The sequence below is a fragment of the Paenibacillus sp. Y859 genome, assembly GCF_056786405.1.
The window spans coordinates 137,478-162,039 of the sequence record NZ_JBXCIZ010000007.1 but is presented as its reverse complement, the minus strand read 5'-3'; the positions used below and the strand labels follow the sequence as shown (position 1 = coordinate 162,039).

Sequence of the window (24,562 nt, the reverse complement as noted above, 5' to 3'; positions counted from 1 at the left end):
GCAATTTAAAAATACCACTAGGTTACTTCGCTTTCTTTTACGAAAAAGATTCCCTATATTCTATTATACTGACCCACTACCGCTCCATTATCTTGCTTATATTCGTCCCTATATTCAACGAGTCCAATCTCACACCCAGCTCCAATGTAGACATTACGTCCACGAACGACAGAGGCTTTTGTATTCTCTAAGTGAATTTCGTCCCCTTCAATGCTATCTGCTTGCATGGCACCATAGGCACCAGGGGAGTATTTGCCAATGAGCGGAATCACCATGGCTTTGTTAATCGTAATCTTACCTCCGACAACTTCACGCGCACGGCTCGGACCATACAATTTTATTTCAATGACTTCCGCGTTTAGCATGTCTCCAATGTCCATAGAACCTTGAATCTTCAATTCCTCTCCCTGATAATCTCCTGTAATAACCACGGCACCTTGCCCGCTCATCTTCTCCACATTCACATTGCCTTCCACTCTAAATTCCCCATTGACCTTCATCGTTCCAGCAGATAAATCCCCTAGCACCTCGAGATCTCCTTGAATTGTAATGGCATCACTATGTAGCTCTTGGTGGACCTTCATATTTCCTTGGCAGTTAACGCTTCCTGATTTGAGAGCTCCCTCTACAGACACTGTTCCCATACATTTGAAAAGAGTACATTCGACGTCCCCATAAATCATACTATCTCCCATTATTTTAACCTTATCGTACTGACCTCCGCCCGAACTACCATTGCCTGTAATTCTCAGATCATTCAATCGCGTTGCACCTGCAACTGAATCCGATCTATCCCCGCCTATCTTCATATAAATCCCTCCGTTTCTACGTTCATCGTAATATTCGTTCATATTCCAAGTCAGTCGTTATATTCGCACACAAGATCCAATCTTCGCATCAGGATCCTGATGAATGGTATTCTTATACTCCACTAATCGAATAATGCATCCTGGACCGATACTCACGTCGTTCCCGCGAACGGTATCTGCCTCCGTATGCTCAAGATCAACATGGTCACCCTCAATCATGACTGCCTTCAGCCGAGCTGTGAGACCAAACTGTAATTGTTCCCAGAACCGAAGATTCTTCCATTTCCTCACGACAATACGTTCTCCTCCAATCTCATGTGCTGAGCAAGGTAGATTCAGCTTAATATCCACTTGATCTGCGTTCAGCAATCCATCAATCGTAAATTGTCCTTTCACCGAGAAAATCTCACACTGCACATCCCCTTTTGCCTTCAACGTCCCTCCAACTTCCACTTTATCGCTTTTTAAACTCTTTTCTATAGATGTTCTACCATAAATGGAAACTCTGCCACAATGTACTTCATCCTTAAATGTAGCCATTCCGCCAATGACCATCTCATCCAGCGTAGTGGCTCCCTCCACCTTTGCTGTCCCATTAATATTCAGCGATTCCGCATGAAGTGTGCCCTCGATCCCCACGGTACCGTTACATATGAACTTTACACACTCTATGTCCCCACCAACTTTGCCCGCGCCATCGATCCGAACATTCTTATAACAACCACCACCCGTTCGACCGATCCCAGATATATTCAGATCATGCCTAAGTTGCTGTTCCATCCTTATCCCTCGCCCCCACTCTCACTCAATTTTAACTTCAATTCTACAATACTGGACGCAAGAGGTAGACGAATAACCCACTTCACACCCTTGTCAAAATATAACCGATCCGCTGATTCCGTAAGAAACAATACAGATACGCCCATCTTGCGGATTAGGATCAATTCACTGCTCTTGCCAGCCAACTTACCATAATGTTCTTCCATCGTACGGACGAGTAACACTCCCTCATCTCGCGACAGTTCTCCGCTCTGAAGCAACTTCTCTAGTATGTATAGACATAGTATTTGATCAAATGTGAAATGCTCCTGTTGTCCTTGAAGTTCAACGTATAGGTCCAATGTTAGCGTCGACACAATGTTACGTTCAATTAATTCAATCGATGATAATGAAGTCTCCCCCGCATTCGGCGAGAAGACATCCGCAAGCTCATCTAAGGATAGTTCATCTTTCATATTCATAATTTTATCAATACGCGAAATGATCTTGCTCCTAGGAAAAAAGGTTTCCTGCCCCGTATACGAGGACTTGCGTATAAACCAATCCTCTGGGATTAGGCTTTTTCGTTTCCAGCGATACAGTTGCCCATAAGAGATACCGGTGATCTCTAGCAATTCTTTCTTCGATATTAAGTCGTTTTCCATCTTGATCTCCTCCTTTAATAACAATGTAACATAACATTGTTACGTTGTAAATATTTTTTAATGATCAGAATCTCTTAATGTCAAGAAGCCACTCTCCCCGCTATTATTTCGCAACGCCGCTGATAAAATCCAAACATATTAGTGGCGTATTTTCTAACAGAACCCACAGACCTTATTCCACAAAAAAACACTCGTATGAAATTCTAACGGAAGCACAGGCCTCTATATGCAAATAACCAGCCTAAATCCGCAGAATATGACCAAATAAGGTCGCTCCGTTCCGTTAGAATTTCAAAAGTCACATTTTGAGCCAAATAAGGTCTGTCACTTCCCTTAGAATGATGCACTCCCCATCATGTCAAGCAGAAACCGCTATGACTCACTACATATCGTTAGCACGGGGGAGCTACAACTATTTAGACGTTTTTGCTTATTCTGTCCTTCGGTCCCCGCCAACAGCTGCATAAAGTACATCTAAATTCGACCTTATTCCATTGCCGCTAACTCTAGTTGCACAAACGACATCTAATTTACTCAAAAACCCGGTTTTCCTCCATATCGCCAGTTCTAACTACCATTTTTGCATCTATTTCCTCCTCCCACCACCTTTCCTCCTAAATAGATACATGTTTTGCAACTACTCGATGAGTCGACCTTACAAACTCCCTAAACTCCTCCATTTCTTCACCTATTCAACTATTCAACTATTCAGCTTCTGCTTCCCGACTCCTCATCTCTTCAACTCTCTAACTCTTCATCTCCGCCACTTTTCCACTCCTACCTCCCTTATCAACGCCGGCGCTAACCTAGTTCCCACTCGCGCGCAAGTAGAGTGGGCGGTAGGGCGGTTCACAACAAAAAAAGATGGCCCCTGATAAGTTCAGGGACCATCTTGTAGTAGCTTAAGGTAGTTATAGTTGTTGTCGCACGTGTCCACACAAGCGGGCAAGCCAGGTTACGCTACCTGCTTGGTGACTCTTCATCGTATTGCTCAGCTCATACTGCTTCGCAGATTATTACGGCTACTTGCTTAGTGGCTCTTCGTCGTGTTGCTCAACCCACTGCTTCGCGGATTATTACGGCTACTTGCTTAGTGACTCTTCATCGTGCTGCTCAACCCACTGCTTCGCGGATTATTACGGCTACTTGCTTAGTGACTCTTCATCGTGCTGCTCAACCCACTGCTTCGCGGATTATTACGGCTACTTGCTAAGTGACTCTTCATCGTGCTGCTCAACCCACTGCTTCGCGGATTGCAGCTTCACCTCACTACGTTCAATCGCTGCTGCAACTTGGACCGTAGCTGTTCCGCCGTATACATTACGTGCATTTACAACCGCTTCCGGTTGTAACACATCATAAATTCTCTCATCAAATAATGTTGAGAACTCTTGGAACTCCGCTAGCGTCAGGTCTAGCAAATATTTATTGTTCTGAATACAGTAAAGTACAGTCTTACCGATCACTTCATGTGCTTGACGGAAAGGTAATCCTTTGCCCACGAGGAAATCGGCAATGTCTGTGGCATTGGAGAAGTCTTTATTCACCGCTTCACGCATCCGACCTTTGTTCACTGTCATCGTTGCGATCATCGGAGCGAATAATTGAAGAGCACCTTCCAGTGTTGCCACTGTATCGAACATGCCTTCCTTATCTTCCTGCATGTCCTTGTTATACGCTAGAGGGAGCGACTTCAATACCGTAAGAAGTCCCATCAAATTCCCATAGACACGTCCTGTCTTACCACGTACTAATTCGGGAACGTCTGGATTCTTCTTCTGTGGCATGATACTGCTACCCGTACAGAACGCATCATCGAGCTCAACGAAGCTAAATTCCGTACTGCTCCACAACACGAGTTCCTCACTAAGTCGGGATAGATGTGTCATGATGAGCGATGCGTTCGCTAGAAATTCAACGATGAAATCACGGTCACTTACCGCATCTAGACTGTTCTCATATACGCCATCGAATCCAAGTTGCTCAGCTACGAAATGGCGATCAATCGGGAATGTCGTACCAGCAAGTGCTCCTGCACCAAGTGGCAAAATATTAATCCGCTTATAACTGTCCATCAAACGCTCAGCATCGCGTCCGAACATCGATACGTACGCCATCAAATGATGGGCAAATAGAATCGGTTGTGCCCGTTGTAGATGCGTGTATCCTGGAACGATCGTATCTAGATTATCTTTGGCCTGAGTGATCAACGCTGCTTGTACTTCTTGCAGCATAGCCGTCAAAGCTACAACCCGCTTACGTAAATACAAGTGCATGTCCGTCGCAACCTGATCATTACGACTCCGTCCTGTATGTAGCTTTCCACCTACGGGTCCGATCTCCTCTATAAGATTCTTCTCGATATTCATATGAATATCCTCATCTGAAACTGAGAACACAACTTCACCAGAGCGTATCTTCGCTAGTACCTTCTTCAGTCCTTGGCGAATCGTTTCTGCATCCTCCTCTGGCACAATACCACATTTACCAAGCATCGTTACGTGTGCCAAACTGCCTTGAATATCTTCTTCTGCAAGCGCCTTGTCGAAGTTGATGGAAGCTGTATATTCCTCTACCAAATGGTTGGTCTGCTTCGTAAAGCGACCTCCCCATAGTTTGCTCATGATTTGTTCTCCCTTCTTATGACAACATAAGAGCCGCTCCTTCTTTTTGAACAAACAAGGAACGGCTGCTTGTTGTGCAATTTCATGTATTAGTCATTGTCCAAAGGGTTCCCCCTAGAACTCGCACGATAATGAATTATTTACTTTGTTCAACGCCTGCGGCTACTTTAAGGCGCAAAGCATTGAGATTGATGAATCCAGTAGCATCACCTTGATCATAAGCTTGTGATGGATCTGCTTCCATTGTAGCAATATCCGGATTGTACAAGCTAACCGGACTCTTCACACCCGCTCCGATAATATTCCCTTTGTACAATTTAACGCGTACTGTACCAGTGACATTGTTCTGACTCTCCTTCACGAGCGCTTGCAGAGCTAGACGTTCTGGTGCGAACCAGAAGCCATTGTAGACAAGTGTACTGTAACGAGTGATCAGACTATCACGTAGGTTCATTACTTCACGATCCATCGTAATCGACTCCATTTTGCGATGAGCTGTGAATAGAATGGTTCCACCCGGAGTTTCATATACACCACGACTCTTCATGCCGACGAAACGGTTCTCCACCATATCCACGCGACCGATTCCGTGTTTACCACCGAGCTCATTCAGTTGTTCCATAACCTGCAGTGGGCTAAGCTTCTTACCATTAAGAGCTACACAATCGCCTTGTGCGAATTCAAGCTCCAAGTATTCTGCCTCATCCGGTGCATCCTCTGGGGATACGCTAAGTAGGAACATGTCCTTGTTCTCAGGAGAACTTGGGTCGAACCAAGGATCTTCGAGCACACCACTCTCATAGCTAATATGTAACAAGTTACGATCCATCGAGTAAGACTTCGCTGCGGATGCCGTAACTGGAATATCATGCTTCTCTGCATACGATATCATCTCAGCACGTCCTGGAAAATCATTACGGAACTCTTCTAGACGCCATGGCGCAATAACCTTGATGTCTGGCGCAAGCGCCGCAACACCTAATTCGAACCGAACTTGATCATTCCCTTTACCCGTAGCGCCGTGAGCAATCATCGTTGCCCCTTCAGCACGTGCAATATCTACCATACGCTTAGCGATCAAAGGACGAGCAATACTCGTTCCTAATAAATATTGACCTTCATACAAAGCACCCGATTGGAACATCGGATAGATGAAGTCATTCGCGAATTCATCGCGTAAGTCATCAATATACACTTTGGATGCACCCGTTGCGAGCGCTTTTTCCTCCAAACCGTCTAACTCTTCTTTTTGCCCAACGTCTGCTGTGAACGCAATAATCTCTGCATCATATGTTTCCTTAAGCCACTTCAGAATGATCGAAGTATCCAATCCTCCGGAGTAGGCGAGTACTATCTTTTCTTTAGCCATGTTCGATAACTTCCCTTCCCATAATTCCTTATATGAACTTCCAACCTATACTTCATTCTATGAACTTAATCATACTATGAATAATTTATCCCATCAACGCAGCCATCAAGGCCTTCTGTGCGTGGAGACGATTCTCCGCTTGGTCAAATATAACAGAATTACTTCCGTCAATTACACCTTCGCTCACTTCTTCACCACGATGTGCAGGTAGACAGTGCATGAATAGATAGTCACTCTTCGCGCCTTGAACTAACTTTTCATCTACTTGATAGTCTTTAAAAGCAGCTTCCCGCACCTTCTGTTCCTCTTCAAAACCCATGCTTGCCCATACATCTGTGTAGATCACATCTGCATCCTTCACAGCTTCTTGCGGACTGCGAGTAACGATGATCTTCGCACCCGTCTCACGAGCAATCTCAAGACATTCCTTCACAACAGACTCATCCGGCTCGTATCCTTCAGGCGTCGCTACCGATACATGAACTCCAAGCTTGGCGCCACCAATCATCAGAGAATGTGCCATATTGTTGCCATCTCCGATATAAGCGAGCTTCAATCCTTGTAGCTTCCCTTTGTGCTCATAGACGGTCTGATAGTCCGCTAGAACCTGACAAGGATGCGCCAGATCGCTAAGTCCATTAATGACCGGTACAGTCGCATAACGTGCTAAATCAATCACATTCTCATGACCGAAAGTACGGATCATCATCCCGTCTAAATAACGAGATAATACCTGTGCTGTATCGCTAATGATCTCCCCACGTCCAAGCTGGATATCATTCTTGCTCAAGAAGAGCGCATGCGCCCCCAATTGAAAAGCTCCTACTTCAAAAGACACCCGCGTACGCGTCGAGGATTTCTCAAAAATAAGTCCGATCGTCTTGCCCTTAAGTGGCTGATATACCTCACCGTTCTTGTGCTTAGTTTTAATCTCAATCGCTAAATCGATTAAATATTGAATCTCTTCTGTTGTGAAATCATCTAACTCAATGAAATCACGACCTTTTAAGTTCATTGCTTGTTGCTGTTCACTCTGCGTCATTCGTCGAAACCTCCATTCATTATTCTGATGAGTTGTAGAAAGTACAGTTAAACCCAACTAATCGGTCCATCGCGTAATCGGTCCATCGCGGATTTTAGTTGCAGAAAGTGCACTTAAATTCGGCTAAATTGCCCTCCAGCGAGTTTTAGTTGCAGGAAGTACATCTAATTACTCGAAAACACCCGTTTTACCTGTAATCCCCACTTTTAACTGTATATTTTGCAACTATTTCTCTCCAACTCTAACTTTCGCTCTAATTAGATGCATGTTATGCAACTAATTTTCTACAAGGTAGCATATAACCGCTAAATTTCAACTTTTCAAACCATCAACCCTATTTTGCTACAGTCCAATAACTATTCCGTTCCCGTCTAGACCGTCTTTACCTTCGTATGTTCGTGGATTAAATCTGCCACAATCGCTACCGCCTGATCAATCTCCTGCTCTGTTACATACAGGTTAGGCAACAGACGAATGACGTTCGGTCCAGCATTGACAAATAACAGTCCACGTTGTTGTCCTTCCAGCACAAGACTACCTACTGGCTCCACACATTCAATACCAACTAGCAGTCCTAATCCACGGATTTCTTTGACAAAAGGGTTCCCCTTAAGCTCCTCATTCAACTTCGCGAATAAGTATTCACTCGCCTTCGCAGCTAACTTGGGAACATCGTCTTCCCTCATCGTCTCGATTGTAGCAATGATCGCCGCTGTGGCAAGCGGTGTTCCACCAAAGGTCGAACCATGACTGCCTGCCGTAAATGCTTCACGTAAATATTCTTTACCTAGCATAGCACCCGATGGGAATCCACTTGCAAGTCCCTTAGCCACGGTGAAAATATCCGGTTCAATACCATAATGTTCATGAGCGAACCATTTGCCTGTACGCCCCATCCCCGTCTGAATCTCATCGATAATTAACAGCAATCCCTCTTGCTTACACAATTCTGCAACGGCCTGCACAAATTCCTGTTGTGCTACTAACACGCCGCCTTCAGCAAGTACCATCTCCATCATAATCGCTGCCGTCTGATCCGAAATCGCTGCCTTCAGTGCATCTAGATCATGTAATGGTACCGTCTTAAATCCAGCTGGAAGTGGTAGGAACCCTTCCTTCACCTTATCCTGACCTGTTGCAGTCAGCGTAGCTAATGTACGCCCATGAAAGGATTGATTGAATGTAATGACTTCATAGCGCCCGGTCCCTTTAACCTTTTGATGATAACGACGAGCTATTTTGATTGCTGCTTCATTCGCTTCTGCTCCACTGTTACAAAAGAATACCGCATCCGCACATGAGACAGATGTTAACAAAGTAGCTGCCTTCTCTTGGTTCGGAATTTGGAAGAGATTGGATACATGCCATAACTCATCGAGCTGATCTTTAAGCTTCTCTTTTACCTTTTCCGGGGCATGACCTAGATTCGTTACCGCCAACCCACACATGAAATCCAAATATTTATTCCCTTGATCGTCCCATAACCAGCTTCCTTGACCTTTAACCAAGCTAATCGGGTAACGAGCATATGTTGGGAATAAAGCACTTGGTGGTTGATTCTGTTGACCATTCGAGCTCACTGAGTTCGCCATGTATAATTCACTCCATTCTATTCATTGGCTATATCCATCGCATTGATAATATTTATCACCGTTAATGTATTGGCTACATTTATTATATTGGCTACATTCACTTTATTGGTTATGTTACCCTCGAGCTATTCGAGTTCCGATCGTCTCACCTTGCATAACACGGCTTAACACCTTCGGTTCACTACCATCTACAATGACAACTTCTTGAACATTCCCGTGGATACAGCTCATCGCTGCACGCACTTTCGGAATCATACCACCGTAGATTTCTCCGGTCTCAATCATGTCATTAATCTGCTGCATAGTAACCGTTGGCAACACGACCTTCTCGCCATTCACCGTCTGCATAATCCCTGGCACGTCGGTCACGACGATCATCCGCTCCACACCTAGATGGGAAGCGACAGCACCCGCCACTGTATCCGCATTGATGTTATATCGCTGGCCGGATTTATCTATACCGATTGGGGCGATGACTGGGATATAACCCATGGCCTGCACCCCTTGAATAAGAGCAGCTTCAACGTCTGTAACCTCTCCGACCCAGCCTACCTCTGCGCTATTGGCTACAGGCTTCGCTTGAATAAGCATACCGTCCACACCCGAAAGGCCCCATGCACGTCCTCCGACATTCTGAATTCTCCGTACGATTTGCTTATTAATGCTACCAGACAGCACCATCTCGACCACATCAAGGACATCCTCCGTCGTCTTCCGTAACCCGTTAACGAACTCACTCTCAATTCCGAGCTTCGCAAGATTATCCGAGATTGCCGGACCCCCACCATGAACGATGACTGGCCGCACCCCACTCTCCTGCAACTCTCTCAAGTCATGGAAGAAGGAATCGGGTAACGCTGCAAGCGTACTCCCACCACACTTCATCACGAAACTCGGCTGCTCCAAGCTAGTGATTGGAAGTTGCTCCTTCTCTTGACCTACAATACTCGTACCCATAAATAACCCTCCCCTCTCATTGAACGTCAACATTAACGTCAGCGCCAGTACCAGCGCCAACTTCGTTGGCGTCTACAATAGTTGCAGATAGTACATTTAAATTCGGTCCAACTCCACTAATCCCATTTTTAATTGCAAATACTACATCTAAATTACTGAAAGTTCCCTATTTTCGGCGTTTTGCCTAGTTTAAGTGTCCTTTTTACAACTATTTCTCGCATCTGCTACTTTTCTTCTTAATTAAGTGTTGTTTATGCAACTAAACCGCGCTCGTTCCGCTGTGCGCTTGTTTTCTATCATCGTCATCGTTAACGCTAGCATCGGCGCCTAGGTACTAGCTTCGTCGGCGTCTACAATAGTTGCAGATAGTACATTTAAATTCGGTCCAACTCCACTAATCCCATTTTTAATTGCAAATACTACATCTAAATTACTGGAAGTTCCCTATTTTCGACGTTTCGCCTAGTTTAAGTGTCCTTTTTACAACTATTTCTCGCATCTGCTACTTTTCTTCTTAATTAAGTGTTGTTTATGCAACTAAACCGCGCTTGTTTTCTATCATCGTCATCGTTAACCCTAGTATCGGCGCCTAGGTGCCAGCCGGTGTCTTCCTACTTCTAACTCCTAATCAAGTCCGATATGCTGCATTAATTCGTACATAATCATATGTTAAATCGCATCCCCATGCCGTCGCTTGCCCTTGGCCGCCATGGATGTCTACGAATATACGTACTGTGTCACCTTTGAGATAGACTAATGCTTCTTCTTCGTCGAACACAACTGGACGTGATCCTTCGAGCACCGAGATCGGCCCCAATTGAATATCTACTTGCTCTGGATTGACAGGTTCGCCTGCTCGCCCTACAGCAGCGATAATTCGTCCCCAGTTCGCATCCGCTCCGAACACCGCGGACTTCACGAGACTTGAACCGACAACAGTCTTCGCAATGACTCTTGCTGAGTTATCACTAACGGCTCCGTGTACCACAACTTCAACCAATCTAGTAGCACCTTCGCCATCGCGAGCAATTGCCATAGCTAGCTTCTGACATACATACGTAAAGGCATCAGCGAAAGCAGCCCAATCTGGGTGCGTCGAGTTCAGACTTTGATTGCCTGCAAGTCCACTCGCCATCGTAATGAGCATATCATTCGTACTCGTATCACCATCTACGGTAATCATGTTGAACGTGAGATCCGTAGCTTGACGCATCAGTTGTTGCAGTGCAACTTGATCGATATTGGCATCTGTTGTCATAAAAGCTAGCATCGTGGCCATATTCGGATGAATCATCCCTGACCCCTTCGCTGCTCCGGCAATGGTAATTTCCTTGCCGTCAACTACAACAGATACACAAGCCTCCTTCTTCACCAGATCCGTGGTGAGGATGGCTTGTGAGAAGTCCTCCGCGCCGACTTCGTCTTGGCTAAGACGCAGCGGCAACGCCTCGATGCCTGCGTGCACGCAGTCCATCTTCAGCAACTCGCCGATCACGCCTGTCGACGCGACAGCCACATCCAGCTCCGCCACGCCGAGCTGGCGGGCCATCTCCGCCCGCATAGCGTAGGCATCGGCTTCGCCTTGCTGCCCCGTGCAAGCGTTGGCGTTGCCGCTATTGACCACGACGGCTCGTAGCTTGCCGTCGACAAGACTCTCTCGCGTCACCTTCAGTGGTGCCGCTTGGAACACGCTAGTAGTGTACACAGCCGCTGCTGTGGCCACCACATCACATACAATCGCGCCGATATCATGGCGCTCTGTCTTTTTCAATCCGCAGTGTACTCCGCCTGCGCGAAACCCCTTCGGTGTTATAATCGAACCACCCTTAACCACCGTGTATTTTCCATATCCGACAGGTTGTTCACTCAACTCCACGCCCTGTCCTGTAAATTGCTCACTCGACTTGGTGTCATGTCCGGCAGGTTGTTCACTTGATCCCACGCTTTGTCCTACAGTTGTTCCACTCGACTCCACTTCTTGCCCCATAGCTTCCCCACTCAACTTTGCGTCATGTCCCATAATTAGTTTCCTCGCCTTACGGATACACTGGTGTGTAACCTAAACCGAGATTTTCCTCCCATCCCATCATCAGGTTTAAATTCTGAATCGCTTGGCCCGAAGCGCCTTTTACAATATTGTCAACGACAGAAATAATCGTGATTCTTCCTGTTCGATCATCTACCAACAATCCCATATCGCAGTAATTAGAGCCTGATACTTCCTTCGTCGCTGGCCATACGCCATCTTCTCTTACTCTTACAAAAGGCCGACCTTTGTAATAGTCTCGATACAACGCAACAAAATCAGCTTGCGTATGTTCTCCATTCACCTGTGCATACATCGTACTCATAATTCCGCGCGTCATCGGTACCAAATGCGTTGTAAACGACACTGTAACCTTCTCGCCCGATACATCGCTAAGCACCTGCTCAATTTCCGGAATATGCTGATGTTTATTTATTTTATAAGCTCTCAAATTCTCATTAATCTCTGCATAGTGCGTCGTTAGGTTCGTTCCACGACCTGCTCCTGATACGCCTGACTTCGCATCAATAATAATACTCGAAGCATCAATCCATCCCGCTTCTATTGCTGGAATAAGCCCAAGTAGCGTTGCTGTCGGGAAACAACCTGGATTAGATACAAAGTCCACGCCTGCAACACGATCACCATACACTTCGCAAAGCCCGTATACCGCCTGCTCAATATAAACAGGATCAGCCGCTGGATGCTTATACCACTGCTCGTACGTCGCCCCATCCTTGATTCGGAAGTCACCAGATAAATCAATCACCTTTAGACCCGCTCGAAGAAGCTTCGGAACTAATGGTGTACTTACCCCAGAAGGTGTTGCTGCGAACACAACGTCAGCTTTACTCGCCATATTATGTATATCTAGATCGTCTAAGTCTTCCATAATAATATCTGTTAAATGTGGAAAACCTTTCGATATAGGAACTCCCGCACTTGAAGACGAAATAACAGAGGTTATCTCCACCCTTGGATGCCCCTGCAATAAGCGTATTAATTCTACTCCGCCATAACCTGTTGAACCAATAATAGCTACTCTAATCTTAGATTCCACTGCCATGATTATCGTATCCCCTCTCTCTTCGACCCTGAACGATGCCGCACTAATTAAGTATGTATTATTATACATCCGAGTTAATATAAATACAACAGTTATCTGACTAGTTATACAAGAAATCGAGTATCATATGAAACCTATGCTTTTACTTCCTTAGGACAATCTCGTCACCTACGCTATTTCGTACTTCCCCACTTCATCCGACCCAATCCCTCCTATTTGGAGTTAAGGAACGCAAAATTAGATAGTGAAACTCTTCCCACCTACTTGTTCAGATAAATGTCATATTCCTGCGAGAGTGCAGGCTTTTCCTTCTAAACGAATGATACAACAAAAATACCTGCGATCATGCAGGTATTTAATCGTAAATAGGAGAGTCTCTCCCTTTATATAGTAGGATAAAAGATGTTCATCGCAGGCATCTAGAGTAAACCTCCAGAACTGGAAGAATAAAGATGTGCAATCTCGCAGGTTTTATACCGTTTTATACCATACGACGGTTGGTGTTGTCCTATACTTCTACATTCTACACCTGCCGCTTAAATCCTTCTCCCAGAACTTCATGCGCATTGCTAATAATGACAAAAGCATCCCGATCCACTTTCTGAACCAACGTCTTCAACCGCGTCACTTCATTCTGTCCTACAACGACCATTAGTACTGTCCGATCATCCCCTGTAAAGCCACCTTGCGCATTCAGCTTCGTTAATCCCCGATCTAGATCCTGAAGAATAGCAGTCGTTATCGATTCAGTATGATCCGATATGATGTAAGCGACCTTCGTATAATTAAATCCTAGCTCAACGGTATCAATCACCTTACCTGTAACATACAACGCAAGCAACGCATACAACGCCTGCTCCATCGACATGACAAACGCGGCTAGAATAATGACCGTCCCATCTAATAACACCACGCATAAAGAGAAGCTGAGACCACTTATTTTCTGAATCACCTGTGCCAGTATCGTCAGTCCTCCCGTAGATCCACGTCCACGAAATACGAGACCTATCCCGAGTCCAACACATAATCCCCCATAAATAGAAGCCAGCAACGGATTAGCCGTTGGAATAGGCCACTCTTTCGTCATCAGCACGAATAAGGGTAGAATAATACTTCCAAGCAAAGAGCGAATACCATAATCTTTACCTAGCAATAAGAAACCCAAGACGAACAAAGGAATGTTAAAAGCCCATTGTGTAAAAGCGGGTTCTAATCCAAGCCATGCCTCACCCAGCACGGAGAGTCCTGATACACCACCCGATGCAATGCCATTAGGTAGAAAGAACAAATTAAATCCTACTGCAATTATAAAAGATCCAACAATAATACAGATCGTGTCAAAAGCATGCCTTGCAGGGCCATTCATGGGAATGAACCCTCCTGATCTGCGAGTTCGTGATGTTTGTGCCATTTATATGTTGTTCTCCTCTCATTTTTTACTAAGAATACCTCTAACCGCGTCCTTGGTGAAAAGGCTACACTCGCCAGCCACCATATTCGCAGAAAGTTACATGCTCCAACCATAATAGTCTCAGAAGACACATGCGACAGTCACCATTAGTTGTATAAAGCACACTTATATTCGGCCAAATTCCCCAAACACTAACTGTAGTTGCATAGAGTACATCTAAATTACTGGAAAACCCTACTTTTCGCCATTATCCCCATTTTAACTGTACCCTGTGCAACTATTTCTCTTTTCTCCTGCTTTTCCCGCGAATTAACTGTGCTTAATACAACTACTCGCTCCTCATCTGTCTACTTCGCCAGCCACCATCGGCTATTGGTGGATTAATAAGTGTGCGATTACCTATTCCCAAAAAAATCCCTACACATGTTAGCGTGTAGGAATTTCATATTCTTTATTCACTTTCAGCCACTTTAAGTTGGCTACGGAGATATCCATCAATAAATATATTGATATCTCCGTCCATTACAGCACCTATATTACCTGTCTCGACAGATGTGCGGTGATCCTTCACCATGCTGTAGGGATGGAATACATAGGAGCGAATCTGACTGCCCCAAGCAATATCCGAATGCTCTCCGCGAATATCTGCCAACTCTTGACGTTGTTCTTCGAGCTTACGCTCCACTAATTTGGACCGAAGGGCTGTCATCGCCCAGTTCCGGTTCTTAATCTGAGAACGTTCAGCCTGGCTCGCTACGATAATACCCGTTGGGATATGCGTAATACGTACGGCCGAATCTGTTGTATTGATATGCTGTCCACCAGCTCCCGTAGCTCGGAAAGTATCAATCTTCAGATCCTCTGTACGAATCTCCACTTCTGCATCCTCTGTAATCTCAGGTACAACATCGCAGGATACGAATGACGTATGACGTCTTCCTGAGGAGTCAAAAGGCGAAATTCGTACTAGCCGATGCACACCCTTCTCCGCTTTAAGATAACCGTAAGCATTAAAGCCCTTGATTAGCAGAGTCACACTCTTGATACCCGCTTCATCACCCGCCAGATAGTCCATCGTCTCAACTTTGAATCCGCGCTTATCTGCCCAACGAGTGTACATTCTGAGAAGCATCTCTCCCCAATCTTGCGACTCTGTACCACCGGCACCAGGATGAAGTTCTAGAATAGCGTTCATCTTATCATAAGGTTCGCTTAGTAGCAGACCGAGCTCGAATTCACCCAGTTTCTTTTTGAGAAGATGTGTAGATTCTGCAATCTCTGTGAATAAAGATTCTTCTTCCTCTTCATCTACTAGCTCGGCCATCATTTCAATATCATCGTACTCGCTTTGGAGCTTCGCATATTCATCAATGGAAGACTTCACAGCATTAAGCTCAGCAATCAAGCCTTGTGCCTTCTCACTGTCATCCCAGAAATCAGGAGCAGCCATCTTCTCTTCGAAGTTAGAGATCATCTCTTGCTTAAGATCTAAGTCAAAGAGACCCCCTAAGATTGGTTAGTTTACTACCCATTTCACGTAGATCATGTCTTATACTTGGATCGATCATAATTTTCACGTCACCTCTACAAAATATTGTCTCTTTTCACTATCAGAAAATCCCTCAATTCAGAAGGTACATCAGTACACGTATCCCAGTCCCTCGCCGAGAATGAACGTAACTTCAGAACCTCCTAGAACTAAGGGAGTCTTATTCCTGTCTCACTTCTTCATTATGATGATTGACCATGACACTGTTTAAATTTCTTACCACTACCACAAGGACATGGATCGTTACGACCGATCTGCTGACCGACATGCACCGGAGTCTTCTCGACTGGTTCAGCATTCGTGGATACTTTGGTCTCGTCAACGACTGCTTGACGTTCCTGGTTACCCTCAATCTGCGCCTTCATAATGTAATTCGAGACTTCTTCCTGGATATTAGCTGTCATCTCATTGAACATTTGGAAACCTTCAAATTGATATTCACGCAACGGATCTGTACCACCATATGCACGTAAATGAATCCCTTGGCGAAGCTGATCCATCGCATCAATATGATTCATCCATTTACTATCTACGGAACGAAGCACAATAACCTTCTCGAATTCACGTACTAGCTCAGAACCAATACGCTCTTCACGTTCGTTATACTTCGTCTCCACGCGACTATAGATGTATTCTATGATGTCCTCTACTTCTTTAGCCCATAGATCATCACGAGTAATAGTCTCCTCATCCAAAAGCTTACTATTCATGTAATCCGCAACTTCTTGTAGCTCCCAGTTCTCAGGAATGTCATCAACACAATGTGCTGTAACTACACGTTCAACTACGCTCTTGATCATCTCCATAACAACAGCCTTGATATTCTCTGACTCCAGAATCTCACGGCGTTGCTTATAAATAATCTCCCGCTGTTGGTTCATAACGTCATCATACTGAAGTACGTTCTTCCGCGCATCGAAGTTGTTACCTTCCACACGCTTCTGAGCAGATTCAACAGCACGTGTAATCATCTTGCTCTCAATAGGTTGGTCTTCTTCAAATCCGAGACGATCCATCATATTCAGTACATTATCTGCACCGAAACGCTTCATCAATTCATCACCTAAAGATAAGTAGAACTGTGTAGATCCAGGGTCACCTTGACGCCCTGCACGTCCACGAAGCTGATTATCAATACGACGTGATTCATGACGCTCTGTACCAATAATATGCAAGCCACCGACTTCTGCCACACCGTCACCCAGTATAATATCTGTTCCCCGACCTGCCATATTAGTAGCAATCGTCACTATACCTGGTTGACCTGCCTGTGAGACAATTTCTGCTTCTTCGGCATGGTATTTCGCATTTAGAACGCGATGCTTCACACCTTTTCGCTTCAACATCTCAGAGACAAGCTCAGAATTCTCGATAGAGATCGTACCAACCAATATAGGTTGATTATTCTTATGTCGTTCAACAATTTCCTCCACAACAGCCGTGAACTTGCCCTTCTCGCTCTTATACACGATATCTGGCATATCTTGACGTTGATTCGGCTTATTCGTTGGCACTTGAAGAACTTCCAAGCCATAGATCTTCTTGAATTCTTCTTCCTCTGTCTTCGCCGTACCTGTCATACCCGCTAACTTGCGGTACATCCGGAAATAGTTCTGGAATGTAATCGTAGCAAGCGTCATGCTCTCATTCTGTACTTCCAAGCCTTCCTTCGCTTCGATCGCTTGATGCAATCCATCGCTATAACGACGACCTTGCATCAGACGCCCTGTGAATTCATCTACAATCATGATTTCTTCTTCCGCTACAACGTAGTCTACATCAAGACGCATGATGACATTCGCCTTCAGAGCTTGTACGATATGATGATTCAGCGTTACATTCGCATGATCGTATAGGTTCTCAATACCGAAAGCCTTCTCCGCCTTGTTTGCGCCCTTCTCCGTAAGAGCAACTGACTTCACCTTAATGTCAACAGTGTAGTCCTCCTCGGCTTCTAGACGCTTCACAAAGCGATCTGCTGTGTAATACAGTTCCGTCGACTTCTCAGCTTGTCCTGAAATGATCAACGGCGTACGTGCTTCATCCACAAGTATGGAATCGACTTCATCTATAACGCAGAAAGACAATGGACGTTGTACCATTTGTTCTTTATACAACACCATGTTATCACGCAAGTAATCGAATCCGAATTCATTATTCGTACCATAAGTAATATCGCAGGCATAGGCCACTTGTTTATCTGCATGATCCATACCATTCATGTTGACCCCGACCGTCATGCCAAGAAATTCATATATTATTCCCATCTGTTCGCTATCCCGTTGTGCCAAATAATCGTTGACCGTGACCACATGCACACCTTTACCCGACAGTGCATTCAAATACACAGGGAGAGTTCCTACAAGAGTCTTACCTTCACCCGTCTTCATCTCAGCAATTCTACCTTCATGAAGTGCCATACCGCCCACTAACTGTACATCGAAATGACGCATCTGAAGTGTACGCTTGGAAGCTTCTCGAACCGTTGCAAATGCTTCTGGCAAGATCTCGTCTAACGATTCACCTTTCTCAAGGCGAGTACGGAATTCCTCCGTCTTAGCTTTCAATTGTTCATCCGAGAGCGCTACATATTCTGGTTCCATTTGGTTGATTAGTTCGACCGTCTTCATAAGACGTTTGACATCACGCTCGTTGACATCACCGAAAATTTTCTTTACAAGTCCTAGCATGGTTAACCCCTTTCGTTCAAACAGATGGTAGAACCAACTTCTTAACTTCGAGGGTTAATAATGAAATTGATTCCTTTAATGATTGGTTTGCATAAATTGTAACAGTTTGCAACCGATGCCGCAACACACGTTGTCTCTTCTTTACCACTAAATTACTATAACACTACCTATATTAGAATGAACTAGAACTACGTTACCTTCGTTAATTCTATCTATATATACGCACAAAGAGCCCTATCCGTTGCACGGATAGGAGCTCATTTCAATAATATATACCAATTAAATGAATCTTCCTGACTGTGAACTGCGTGGATCGATTGGACTTTCGTCTAACTAACTTTGTTCAATTAGACCGTATTTACCATCTTTACGCTTGTACACAACATTCACCGCTTGATTATCAATATTAGAAAACACAAAGAAATTATGTCCAACCATATTCATCTGTAGAATAGCTTCTTCAATATCCATTGGCTTAAGGAAAAAGCGCTTCGTACGTACAACTTCCAATTCGTCTTCCACTTCACCATTGACAATCGAAGCTGCTGCACCTGACGACTCAGTGAATAGTGCCTTCAGACTTCCATCTTGACGGAACTTACGATTAAGCTTCGTCTTATGCTTGCGTATCTGACGTTCCAGCTTGTCCACGACTGCATCAATCGATGAATACATATCATCACTATGATCTTCTGCACGGAGCATAAGACCAGGCAATGGGATTGTTACCTCTACCCTGTGTAACCCACGATTAGCACCCAAAGTAACGTTACCATCTGTCATCAAAGGTTCGTCGAAATACTTCGTAAGCCTACTAAGCTTCTTATCAACATACTCCCTCAAAGCATCTGTTACCTCAATCTGTTGACCACGAATACTGAAATTCATAAGGCACTCCTCCTTTGCAATTCCATTATATCACAAGTGTTAACGGGATGTAAAAGGATGATTTCGTGACTTTACACAACATTGGAAGCACTTACAATTCCTTGGGTTTGACCACCTTTACATACTTCTTGTAACAATAAAGACCCTGAATTTATCCAGGGCCTGAACTTTATGATTTCAGTTAAAAGCCATCATTCCAACTATATTGGTTCGGCAGATGCCGTACGAATTATAATTTGGTTACGTTAGCCGCTTGAGGTCCACGCGCACCGTCAACAACGTCAAATTCAACTTCTTGACCTTCATCCAATGATTTGAAACCGTCTGTTTGAATTGCGGAGAAATGTACGAATACATCGTTACCCTCATCTGTTTCCAAGAAACCATAACCTTTTTCAGCATTGAACCATTTCACTTTTCCTTGCATAGATCAACATTCCCTTCGTTTTTAAAAATAAAGTAGGAAAACGCTTACTTTAGGAATATAACACCAGCAGAGAGCGGTGTCAAATCTAAATGTACCCTCTGTTGGGAATCTGACCTGAATATAATCTCTCATCACTAACAGTTGTATAAAGGACACTTAAATCCAGCAGATCTCGACTTGTAGTGACTTTAGTTGCAAGAAGGGCATCTAAATTACTGGAAACTATCCATTTTCACAATTTCCTTGTTTTTAACTGACGTTTATACAACTATTTCTCTCTCCCCCACCTTTTACTCCAAAGTAAGTACCATTGCTGCAACTATTCCTTTCTAGTATGCTCCCGTTATTGGCTAATCCTACTAATCCCCTCGAAGGTGGGACAAAGACACGATGTTAGAACATATAGCAGCTAGGCTATAGTCCTCTTCAACTCTGCTAGGAGCTTGTCTTTCAATATTGAAGCTACCAATTGAATGTTTTTGTCACCAATAAACTTTTCTACACTAACCAACTGATTATCATGCATTAGTTCTTTTTTATCATTCAACAAAAAATACAAACTAGGTATATTCTTTGAATCGAAAAATAGAATATATGCTAAATCAAAGCATAGGATTTCTCCCTGTTTCTTCCCTGAGCTTAAATTCGCATTAAATGAATTGAATTTATATATTTGATTCTTAACGTCCTGTTCAAATTCATCAAAAAATAAAACATCATCAATTTCCTTCAATTGATTATTATACTCCGTTATATTAGACTCAACCTCCGTTATTTGGGCTATGATATTTTCATATTCACCCTTCCTTCTGTGTCTTTCATTGAGTTCTATAACCAATTTCTCCAACTCTTCAAACGAATCACTTTTAGCTATAATTTCCGACATGTTCTTCTCTTCATCCAAAAGTCTTTTCAGAAGGACAACATTTTATTATGGTAATGAACTAATTGTTCGAATGTTTTTTGGATTCCACCAATGTTAGTTGTAGCTTGTTCATAAATGAGTTGTAACTGTCGTACATCAATATGGGATACATTAGAATCCAGTTCTTCCTGTGTCTCCACAATTAAATCTTTACGTAAATTCAGATTACTGAATTGTAGAACTAGATTTATTGATTTGATACTATTTAAATTAGTCAATTTCCAGCCATAAAGTAAATTCGTGAAGCTTAGATAGAAGTCTTCTGAGTGGACATGTAGATCTAATATATTTAATTTCTCCTCAATATAATCAAAATAACGCGAACGATTCATTTCTAAGCATTTCCTTCAAGGATATTTCCTAGCGATTAATGCTCTCAACTTCCTATAATTGTAATAGCATAAAGCAAAAAACGACATGTGTACTTATCTTATATTTTAAAAAAGGCCCACTCATTATGACAAGTAGAAATAAAGGAACCTCAAAAAATCTAAGGTCCCCTCACATCTCTGAATCTTAACGAAGAAATTGTAAAATACCTTGTGGTAATTGATTCGCTTGTGCCAACATTGCTTGCTCAGTCTGCGCAAGAATGTTATTCTTTGTGACATTCATCATTTCTTTCGCCGTATTCACATCGCCAATACGTGATTCAGCAGGAGGAAAACTCTCAGAAGTAGCCTTTAAGATGTTGATTGTACGCTCCAAATGTTGCTGGCCCGCACCCAACTTCGCACGTTCTTCAGAGACGGTGTTCAGTGCATTGTTAATGGTAGTTATTGCGGTGTCCGCAGTTGATTGCGTAGAAATAACAATCCCAAGCGTAACGACACTACTCGCATCTAACGCAACCGCTGAAGCAACCAATCTAACCCCTTCAGAATTGAAATAACTGGAGGTTATCGCTTGCCATGATCCGACAACACTACCCGTAGCATCCTTCAGTTCATGACCCTCTGCTGTCAGCTGGCGTCCTACTCCCAGAGCTTCTCCACTCATATCACCGATATGGAATAGGGTATCTGTAAATGTACCAATCAGTACTTTCACGTTATTGTACTCCGTATCCGTCGCAATCCGATCGATCTTCTCAGCCAATTTATTCACTTCGAACTGTCTTTTCTCACGATCCACATCTTCAGTAGTGGCCTTCGAAGCTTGAATAGCTAATTCACGCATACGTTGAAGAATATGCTGTGTCTCTTTCAAAGCTCTTTCAGCTGTTTGAATGAGCTGGATTCTAACTTTCGCACTCTTCTCAGCTCGATCCACACTGCGAATGTGACCGCGCGCGGCCTTGGATATCTCCAAGCCTTCAGCATCATCATCTTGACGGTTGATCCGAGATTCAGCAGATAGCTTCTCTACGTTGTTAGAAGCCGCCTCTGTGCTCGTACCTAACGAACGCTGTGCGTTCACAGACGCAACATTATGATGGATAATCATGTACTTTCACCTCCATGTCATTTGTTATTCCCACATCAATATCGTGCGCTCGCCCCAGTGAAGGTCGGCCGCCCTGTTGAAGAAGCGTATATAGTATGTATCGACTATGAAGGAATCACAGTGAATAGACATTTGAAATTTTGTAAGCGTCAAATAGCCCCCACCTGTTCAACAAGATGGGGACTAATGTAGTCTGTACTATGATTTAAACACATGGCAAGTTAGCGGAAGGAATTCTGACCAAGGCAATAGCTTATCCAGTGCTTCTGGATCCATTGGATCTGAGAGCTACGGAAGCTGTTCGAACAGATAGGTGAGATATTTGAACGGATTGAGTCCATTCTCCTTCGCCGTTTCAATTTCCTCATTCCGACTCACTCCTCATCTCTTCCCTTAATTAAAATACAAATGACCCGTGAGAGGGTCACCTTTTTTTCAAAGTGTCCTTCTTACGGGTCTCAGTTCAATGGAGGCAGCTTGTTTGCTTAGGTGTTCATTACATGTCTTAACCGTGGTAATACGAATAATCAAAGTGGTACATGTTGCTGTCGCTAGTATTATATATTTGTCTCGAAGTAGAAAGATTCGATGAGGAGTACGTTCCTTCAAAGAACAAAATGTCTACAATGTCAAAATAATGGATGGCCAATGGCAAGGCGTACGCGTTTTCGCCTACTGCAGGTGGAAGAGTCATTTGAAAGCTGAAATGTCCATTAGCATCGGTAACAAACTCCACTTGTGTCACCGCACTCGGATTAAGATGGCCTAGGAATAAGAAGCTTAGCTTCTCATTCGCAAGAGGATTTCCATCATTATCATATACGATTCCTTGTACGGTCACTGCACGCCAGCTAACGACGCGCCACTTCTCTCCGGCGCCATAATCCACGCGGGCATCAGTCATGGAAGGATAAGTAATGCCAGTAATGGATACTTCTCCCACATCATTAAGCGTATCTATTCTTTCGTTAGGATCAGGCGAGATGTTGTAAGTATAGGCAGCAGGCAGTGTTACAGATTGATTATCAGGATTCACCAGTTGGACATCAACCGCGCCAGGAGTTGAAGTTGCAGGTGCCACTACCTCCAAATAACCATTAGTATAATAAGTAACAATTGAAGCCTCATTGGCGCCGAAGTATACTTTCGCACCGTCTTCGAAGTTGTTGCCGTTAATAAAGATATGTTCACCGCCAGCCATTAAACCGCTATTCGGTGTTATCTGACTGATAGAAGGTGATGGCGGCGCGAGATAAGTGTAGCCATTAGACAGACTTCCTTGCGTTCCGTCGTTATTTACTATTGTAAGATCGACAAGGCCAACCGTACTGCTTGCCGGCGAAACGACTTTCAGCTGAGTACTCGTAATGCTGCTGACAGCTGCTTCTGTTGTACCGAAGTACACTTTTAATCCGGTGAAGAAGTCGCTACCTTGAATCGTAATCGTTTCTCCGCCCGCCAATTGTCCGCTATTCGGAGTTACCTGACCAATGACAGGTGTTGGCATCAACTTATACGTATAGCCATTCGCGAGTGTTCCTTGCACACCATCAGGAGTAATAACCGTAACGTCTACCGATCCAAGTGCGGTACCCGGTGGTACGGTTGCCTTTAGTCTGGTACTGGAAACGTATGATACACTTGTTGACTCAACCGTTCCGAACAAAACTTTCGATCCCGATGAGTAATTACTTCCGTTCACATAGACAATTACTCCGCCTGCCAAGTAACCGCTATTCGGAGACAACGACGTTACAACGGGAGAAGGTGGTGGTGGTGGTGTCACATAGGTAAAACCATTGGTAAGCGTGCCTTGTGNTCTGGTACTGGAAACGTATGATACACTTGTTGACTCAACCGTTCCGAACAAAACTTTCGATCCCGATGAGTAATTACTTCCGTTCACATAGACAATTACTCCGCCTGCCAAGTAACCGCTATTCGGAGACAACGACGTTACTGTCGGAGCAACCGTTGCAGCACTTACTTGCGGAATACTTGTAATTACACTTAAAACTACCAATGCGCTCAGGAAACTAAGTAATACATTATTTAAACCTTTTAATTTCGTTAAACCTCTCAACTCTACTCCCTCTCCTCTAAATAAATTTCATTTCACTTTTTATATCGGATAAATTTCCTGGTAAAATTAGGACTAAACACAAATTTAGTGTTTGACAAATTAAAATAAATACGCTAAAGACATAGAAAAACATCTGAACATTCCGTAAGATGGTTGTGCGACCAATCCAGCTATGGGGAATGACAGATGCACAACCAGAATACCGATCTTTTTCTCCAATTACCAGAAGTATAA

20 protein-coding genes and 1 pseudogene are annotated in these 24,562 nt (G+C 43.9%); 1 reads left to right on the top strand and 20 read right to left on the bottom strand.

The window, feature by feature from the left end:
- Positions 1–53: 53 nt before the first annotated feature.
- The 3 genes from AC1TO8_RS15920 to AC1TO8_RS15910 are packed head-to-tail and all read right to left on the bottom strand — an operon-like array spanning position 54 to position 2,233.
- On the bottom strand, positions 54–809 hold the full coding sequence (locus tag AC1TO8_RS15920) for a hypothetical protein (RefSeq protein WP_482056604.1): 756 nt from the start codon (positions 807–809) through the stop codon (positions 54–56).
- A gap of 57 nt (positions 810–866) precedes the next feature.
- On the bottom strand, positions 867–1,589 hold the full coding sequence (locus AC1TO8_RS15915) for a polymer-forming cytoskeletal protein (RefSeq protein ID WP_482056603.1): 723 nt from the start codon (positions 1,587–1,589) through the stop codon (positions 867–869).
- Between the two features lie 2 nt (positions 1,590–1,591).
- Positions 1,592–2,233, bottom strand: coding sequence for a YhbD family protein (locus AC1TO8_RS15910; protein ID WP_482056602.1), 642 nt, complete (start codon positions 2,231–2,233; stop codon positions 1,592–1,594).
- A 1,033-nt stretch (positions 2,234–3,266) separates the two neighbouring features.
- Between AC1TO8_RS15910 and AC1TO8_RS15905 the strand changes: the two genes are divergently transcribed.
- Complete coding sequence (locus tag AC1TO8_RS15905; protein ID WP_482056601.1) at positions 3,267–3,446, top strand: hypothetical protein; 180 nt, start codon at positions 3,267–3,269, stop codon at positions 3,444–3,446.
- Here AC1TO8_RS15905 and argH read toward each other — a convergent pair.
- The 17 genes and pseudogenes from argH to AC1TO8_RS15820 form a co-directional block, all read right to left on the bottom strand.
- Positions 3,436–4,857 carry an argininosuccinate lyase gene (argH, locus tag AC1TO8_RS15900; RefSeq protein ID WP_482056600.1) on the bottom strand — a complete coding sequence of 474 codons (1,422 nt, stop codon included), beginning with the start codon at positions 4,855–4,857 and terminating at the stop codon, positions 3,436–3,438. The genes AC1TO8_RS15905 and argH overlap by 11 nt on opposite strands.
- A 136-nt stretch (positions 4,858–4,993) precedes the next feature.
- Entirely contained in the window at positions 4,994–6,226 is a 1,233-nt protein-coding gene (locus AC1TO8_RS15895; protein ID WP_482056599.1) for an argininosuccinate synthase, read from the bottom strand.
- Positions 6,227–6,311: 85 nt separating this feature from the next.
- A complete protein-coding gene (gene argF / locus AC1TO8_RS15890) occupies positions 6,312–7,268 on the bottom strand; it encodes an ornithine carbamoyltransferase (protein ID WP_482056598.1) in 957 nt (318 codons plus the stop codon).
- Positions 7,269–7,639: 371 nt separating this feature from the next.
- Positions 7,640–8,860: an acetylornithine transaminase gene (locus AC1TO8_RS15885; protein ID WP_482056597.1), complete on the bottom strand. Its 1,221-nt coding sequence runs from the start codon at positions 8,858–8,860 to the stop codon at positions 7,640–7,642.
- Between the two features lie 114 nt (positions 8,861–8,974).
- Entirely contained in the window at positions 8,975–9,745 is a 771-nt protein-coding gene (gene argB, locus AC1TO8_RS15880) for an acetylglutamate kinase (RefSeq protein WP_482056667.1), read from the bottom strand.
- Between the two features lie 700 nt (positions 9,746–10,445).
- Positions 10,446–11,837 carry a bifunctional glutamate N-acetyltransferase/amino-acid acetyltransferase ArgJ gene (gene argJ / locus AC1TO8_RS15875; RefSeq protein ID WP_482056596.1) on the bottom strand — a complete coding sequence of 464 codons (1,392 nt, stop codon included), beginning with the start codon at positions 11,835–11,837 and terminating at the stop codon, positions 10,446–10,448.
- Between the two features lie 16 nt (positions 11,838–11,853).
- Positions 11,854–12,903 carry an N-acetyl-gamma-glutamyl-phosphate reductase gene (gene argC / locus AC1TO8_RS15870; RefSeq protein ID WP_482056666.1) on the bottom strand — a complete coding sequence of 350 codons (1,050 nt, stop codon included), beginning with the start codon at positions 12,901–12,903 and terminating at the stop codon, positions 11,854–11,856.
- A gap of 529 nt (positions 12,904–13,432) precedes the next feature.
- Positions 13,433–14,320 (bottom strand): YitT family protein, encoded by an 888-nt coding sequence (locus tag AC1TO8_RS15865; protein ID WP_482056595.1) that lies wholly within the window; start codon positions 14,318–14,320, stop codon positions 13,433–13,435.
- Positions 14,321–14,771: 451 nt separating this feature from the next.
- Positions 14,772–15,888 (bottom strand): peptide chain release factor 2 gene (gene prfB / locus AC1TO8_RS15860; protein ID WP_482056594.1). Its coding sequence is split into 2 segments (ribosomal slippage): positions 14,772–15,815 and positions 15,817–15,888, totalling 1,116 coding nucleotides; the frame shifts between segments, so codons are not numbered across the junction.
- Between the two features lie 163 nt (positions 15,889–16,051).
- Positions 16,052–18,559 (bottom strand): preprotein translocase subunit SecA, encoded by a 2,508-nt coding sequence (gene secA, locus AC1TO8_RS15855; RefSeq protein WP_482056593.1) that lies wholly within the window; start codon positions 18,557–18,559, stop codon positions 16,052–16,054.
- A 333-nt stretch (positions 18,560–18,892) separates the two neighbouring features.
- Positions 18,893–19,447: a ribosome hibernation-promoting factor, HPF/YfiA family gene (gene hpf / locus AC1TO8_RS15850; RefSeq protein WP_482056592.1), complete on the bottom strand. Its 555-nt coding sequence runs from the start codon at positions 19,445–19,447 to the stop codon at positions 18,893–18,895.
- A gap of 229 nt (positions 19,448–19,676) precedes the next feature.
- Entirely contained in the window at positions 19,677–19,874 is a 198-nt protein-coding gene (locus tag AC1TO8_RS15845) for a cold shock domain-containing protein (RefSeq protein WP_482056591.1), read from the bottom strand.
- A gap of 409 nt (positions 19,875–20,283) precedes the next feature.
- Positions 20,284–20,778, bottom strand: coding sequence for a DUF2326 domain-containing protein (locus AC1TO8_RS15840; RefSeq protein WP_482056590.1), 495 nt, complete (start codon positions 20,776–20,778; stop codon positions 20,284–20,286).
- An 8-nt stretch (positions 20,779–20,786) separates the two neighbouring features.
- Complete coding sequence (locus AC1TO8_RS15835; RefSeq protein ID WP_482056589.1) at positions 20,787–21,131, bottom strand: SMEK domain-containing protein; 345 nt, start codon at positions 21,129–21,131, stop codon at positions 20,787–20,789.
- Positions 21,132–21,315: 184 nt separating this feature from the next.
- Positions 21,316–22,245, bottom strand: a complete 930-nt coding sequence (locus tag AC1TO8_RS15830) for a flagellin N-terminal helical domain-containing protein (protein WP_482056588.1) — start codon at positions 22,243–22,245, stop codon at positions 21,316–21,318.
- A gap of 198 nt (positions 22,246–22,443) precedes the next feature.
- Positions 22,444–22,605: pseudogene (locus AC1TO8_RS15825) on the bottom strand (transposase domain-containing protein); the annotation flags it as partial.
- Positions 22,606–22,750: 145 nt separating this feature from the next.
- A complete protein-coding gene (locus AC1TO8_RS15820; protein ID WP_482056665.1) occupies positions 22,751–24,268 on the bottom strand; it encodes an IPT/TIG domain-containing protein in 1,518 nt (505 codons plus the stop codon).
- Positions 24,269–24,562: the final 294 nt, after the last annotated feature.

Excerpts from the sequence above, each read along its gene's own strand:
- argF (WP_482056598.1), bottom strand. The coding sequence starts at position 7,268 with ATGACGCAGAGTGAACAGCAACAAGCAATGAACTTAAAAGGTCGTGAT.
- secA (WP_482056593.1), bottom strand. The coding sequence starts at position 18,559 with ATGCTAGGACTTGTAAAGAAAATTTTCGGTGATGTCAACGAGCGTGAT.
- AC1TO8_RS15830 (WP_482056588.1), bottom strand. The coding sequence starts at position 22,245 with ATGATTATCCATCATAATGTTGCGTCTGTGAACGCACAGCGTTCGTTA.
- argJ (WP_482056596.1), bottom strand. The coding sequence starts at position 11,837 with ATGGGACATGACGCAAAGTTGAGTGGGGAAGCTATGGGGCAAGAAGTG.
- AC1TO8_RS15915 (WP_482056603.1), bottom strand. The coding sequence starts at position 1,589 with ATGGAACAGCAACTTAGGCATGATCTGAATATATCTGGGATCGGTCGA.
- argH (WP_482056600.1), bottom strand. The coding sequence starts at position 4,857 with ATGAGCAAACTATGGGGAGGTCGCTTTACGAAGCAGACCAACCATTTG.
- hpf (WP_482056592.1), bottom strand. The coding sequence starts at position 19,447 with ATGAATTTCAGTATTCGTGGTCAACAGATTGAGGTAACAGATGCTTTG.
- AC1TO8_RS15865 (WP_482056595.1), bottom strand. The coding sequence starts at position 14,320 with ATGGCACAAACATCACGAACTCGCAGATCAGGAGGGTTCATTCCCATG.
- AC1TO8_RS15920 (WP_482056604.1), bottom strand. The coding sequence starts at position 809 with ATGAAGATAGGCGGGGATAGATCGGATTCAGTTGCAGGTGCAACGCGA.
- AC1TO8_RS15885 (WP_482056597.1), bottom strand. The coding sequence starts at position 8,860 with ATGGCGAACTCAGTGAGCTCGAATGGTCAACAGAATCAACCACCAAGT.
- AC1TO8_RS15835 (WP_482056589.1), bottom strand. The coding sequence starts at position 21,131 with ATGAATCGTTCGCGTTATTTTGATTATATTGAGGAGAAATTAAATATA.
- AC1TO8_RS15910 (WP_482056602.1), bottom strand. The coding sequence starts at position 2,233 with ATGGAAAACGACTTAATATCGAAGAAAGAATTGCTAGAGATCACCGGT.
- AC1TO8_RS15845 (WP_482056591.1), bottom strand. The coding sequence starts at position 19,874 with ATGCAAGGAAAAGTGAAATGGTTCAATGCTGAAAAAGGTTATGGTTTC.
- argB (WP_482056667.1), bottom strand. The coding sequence starts at position 9,745 with ATGAAGTGTGGTGGGAGTACGCTTGCAGCGTTACCCGATTCCTTCTTC.
- AC1TO8_RS15895 (WP_482056599.1), bottom strand. The coding sequence starts at position 6,226 with ATGGCTAAAGAAAAGATAGTACTCGCCTACTCCGGAGGATTGGATACT.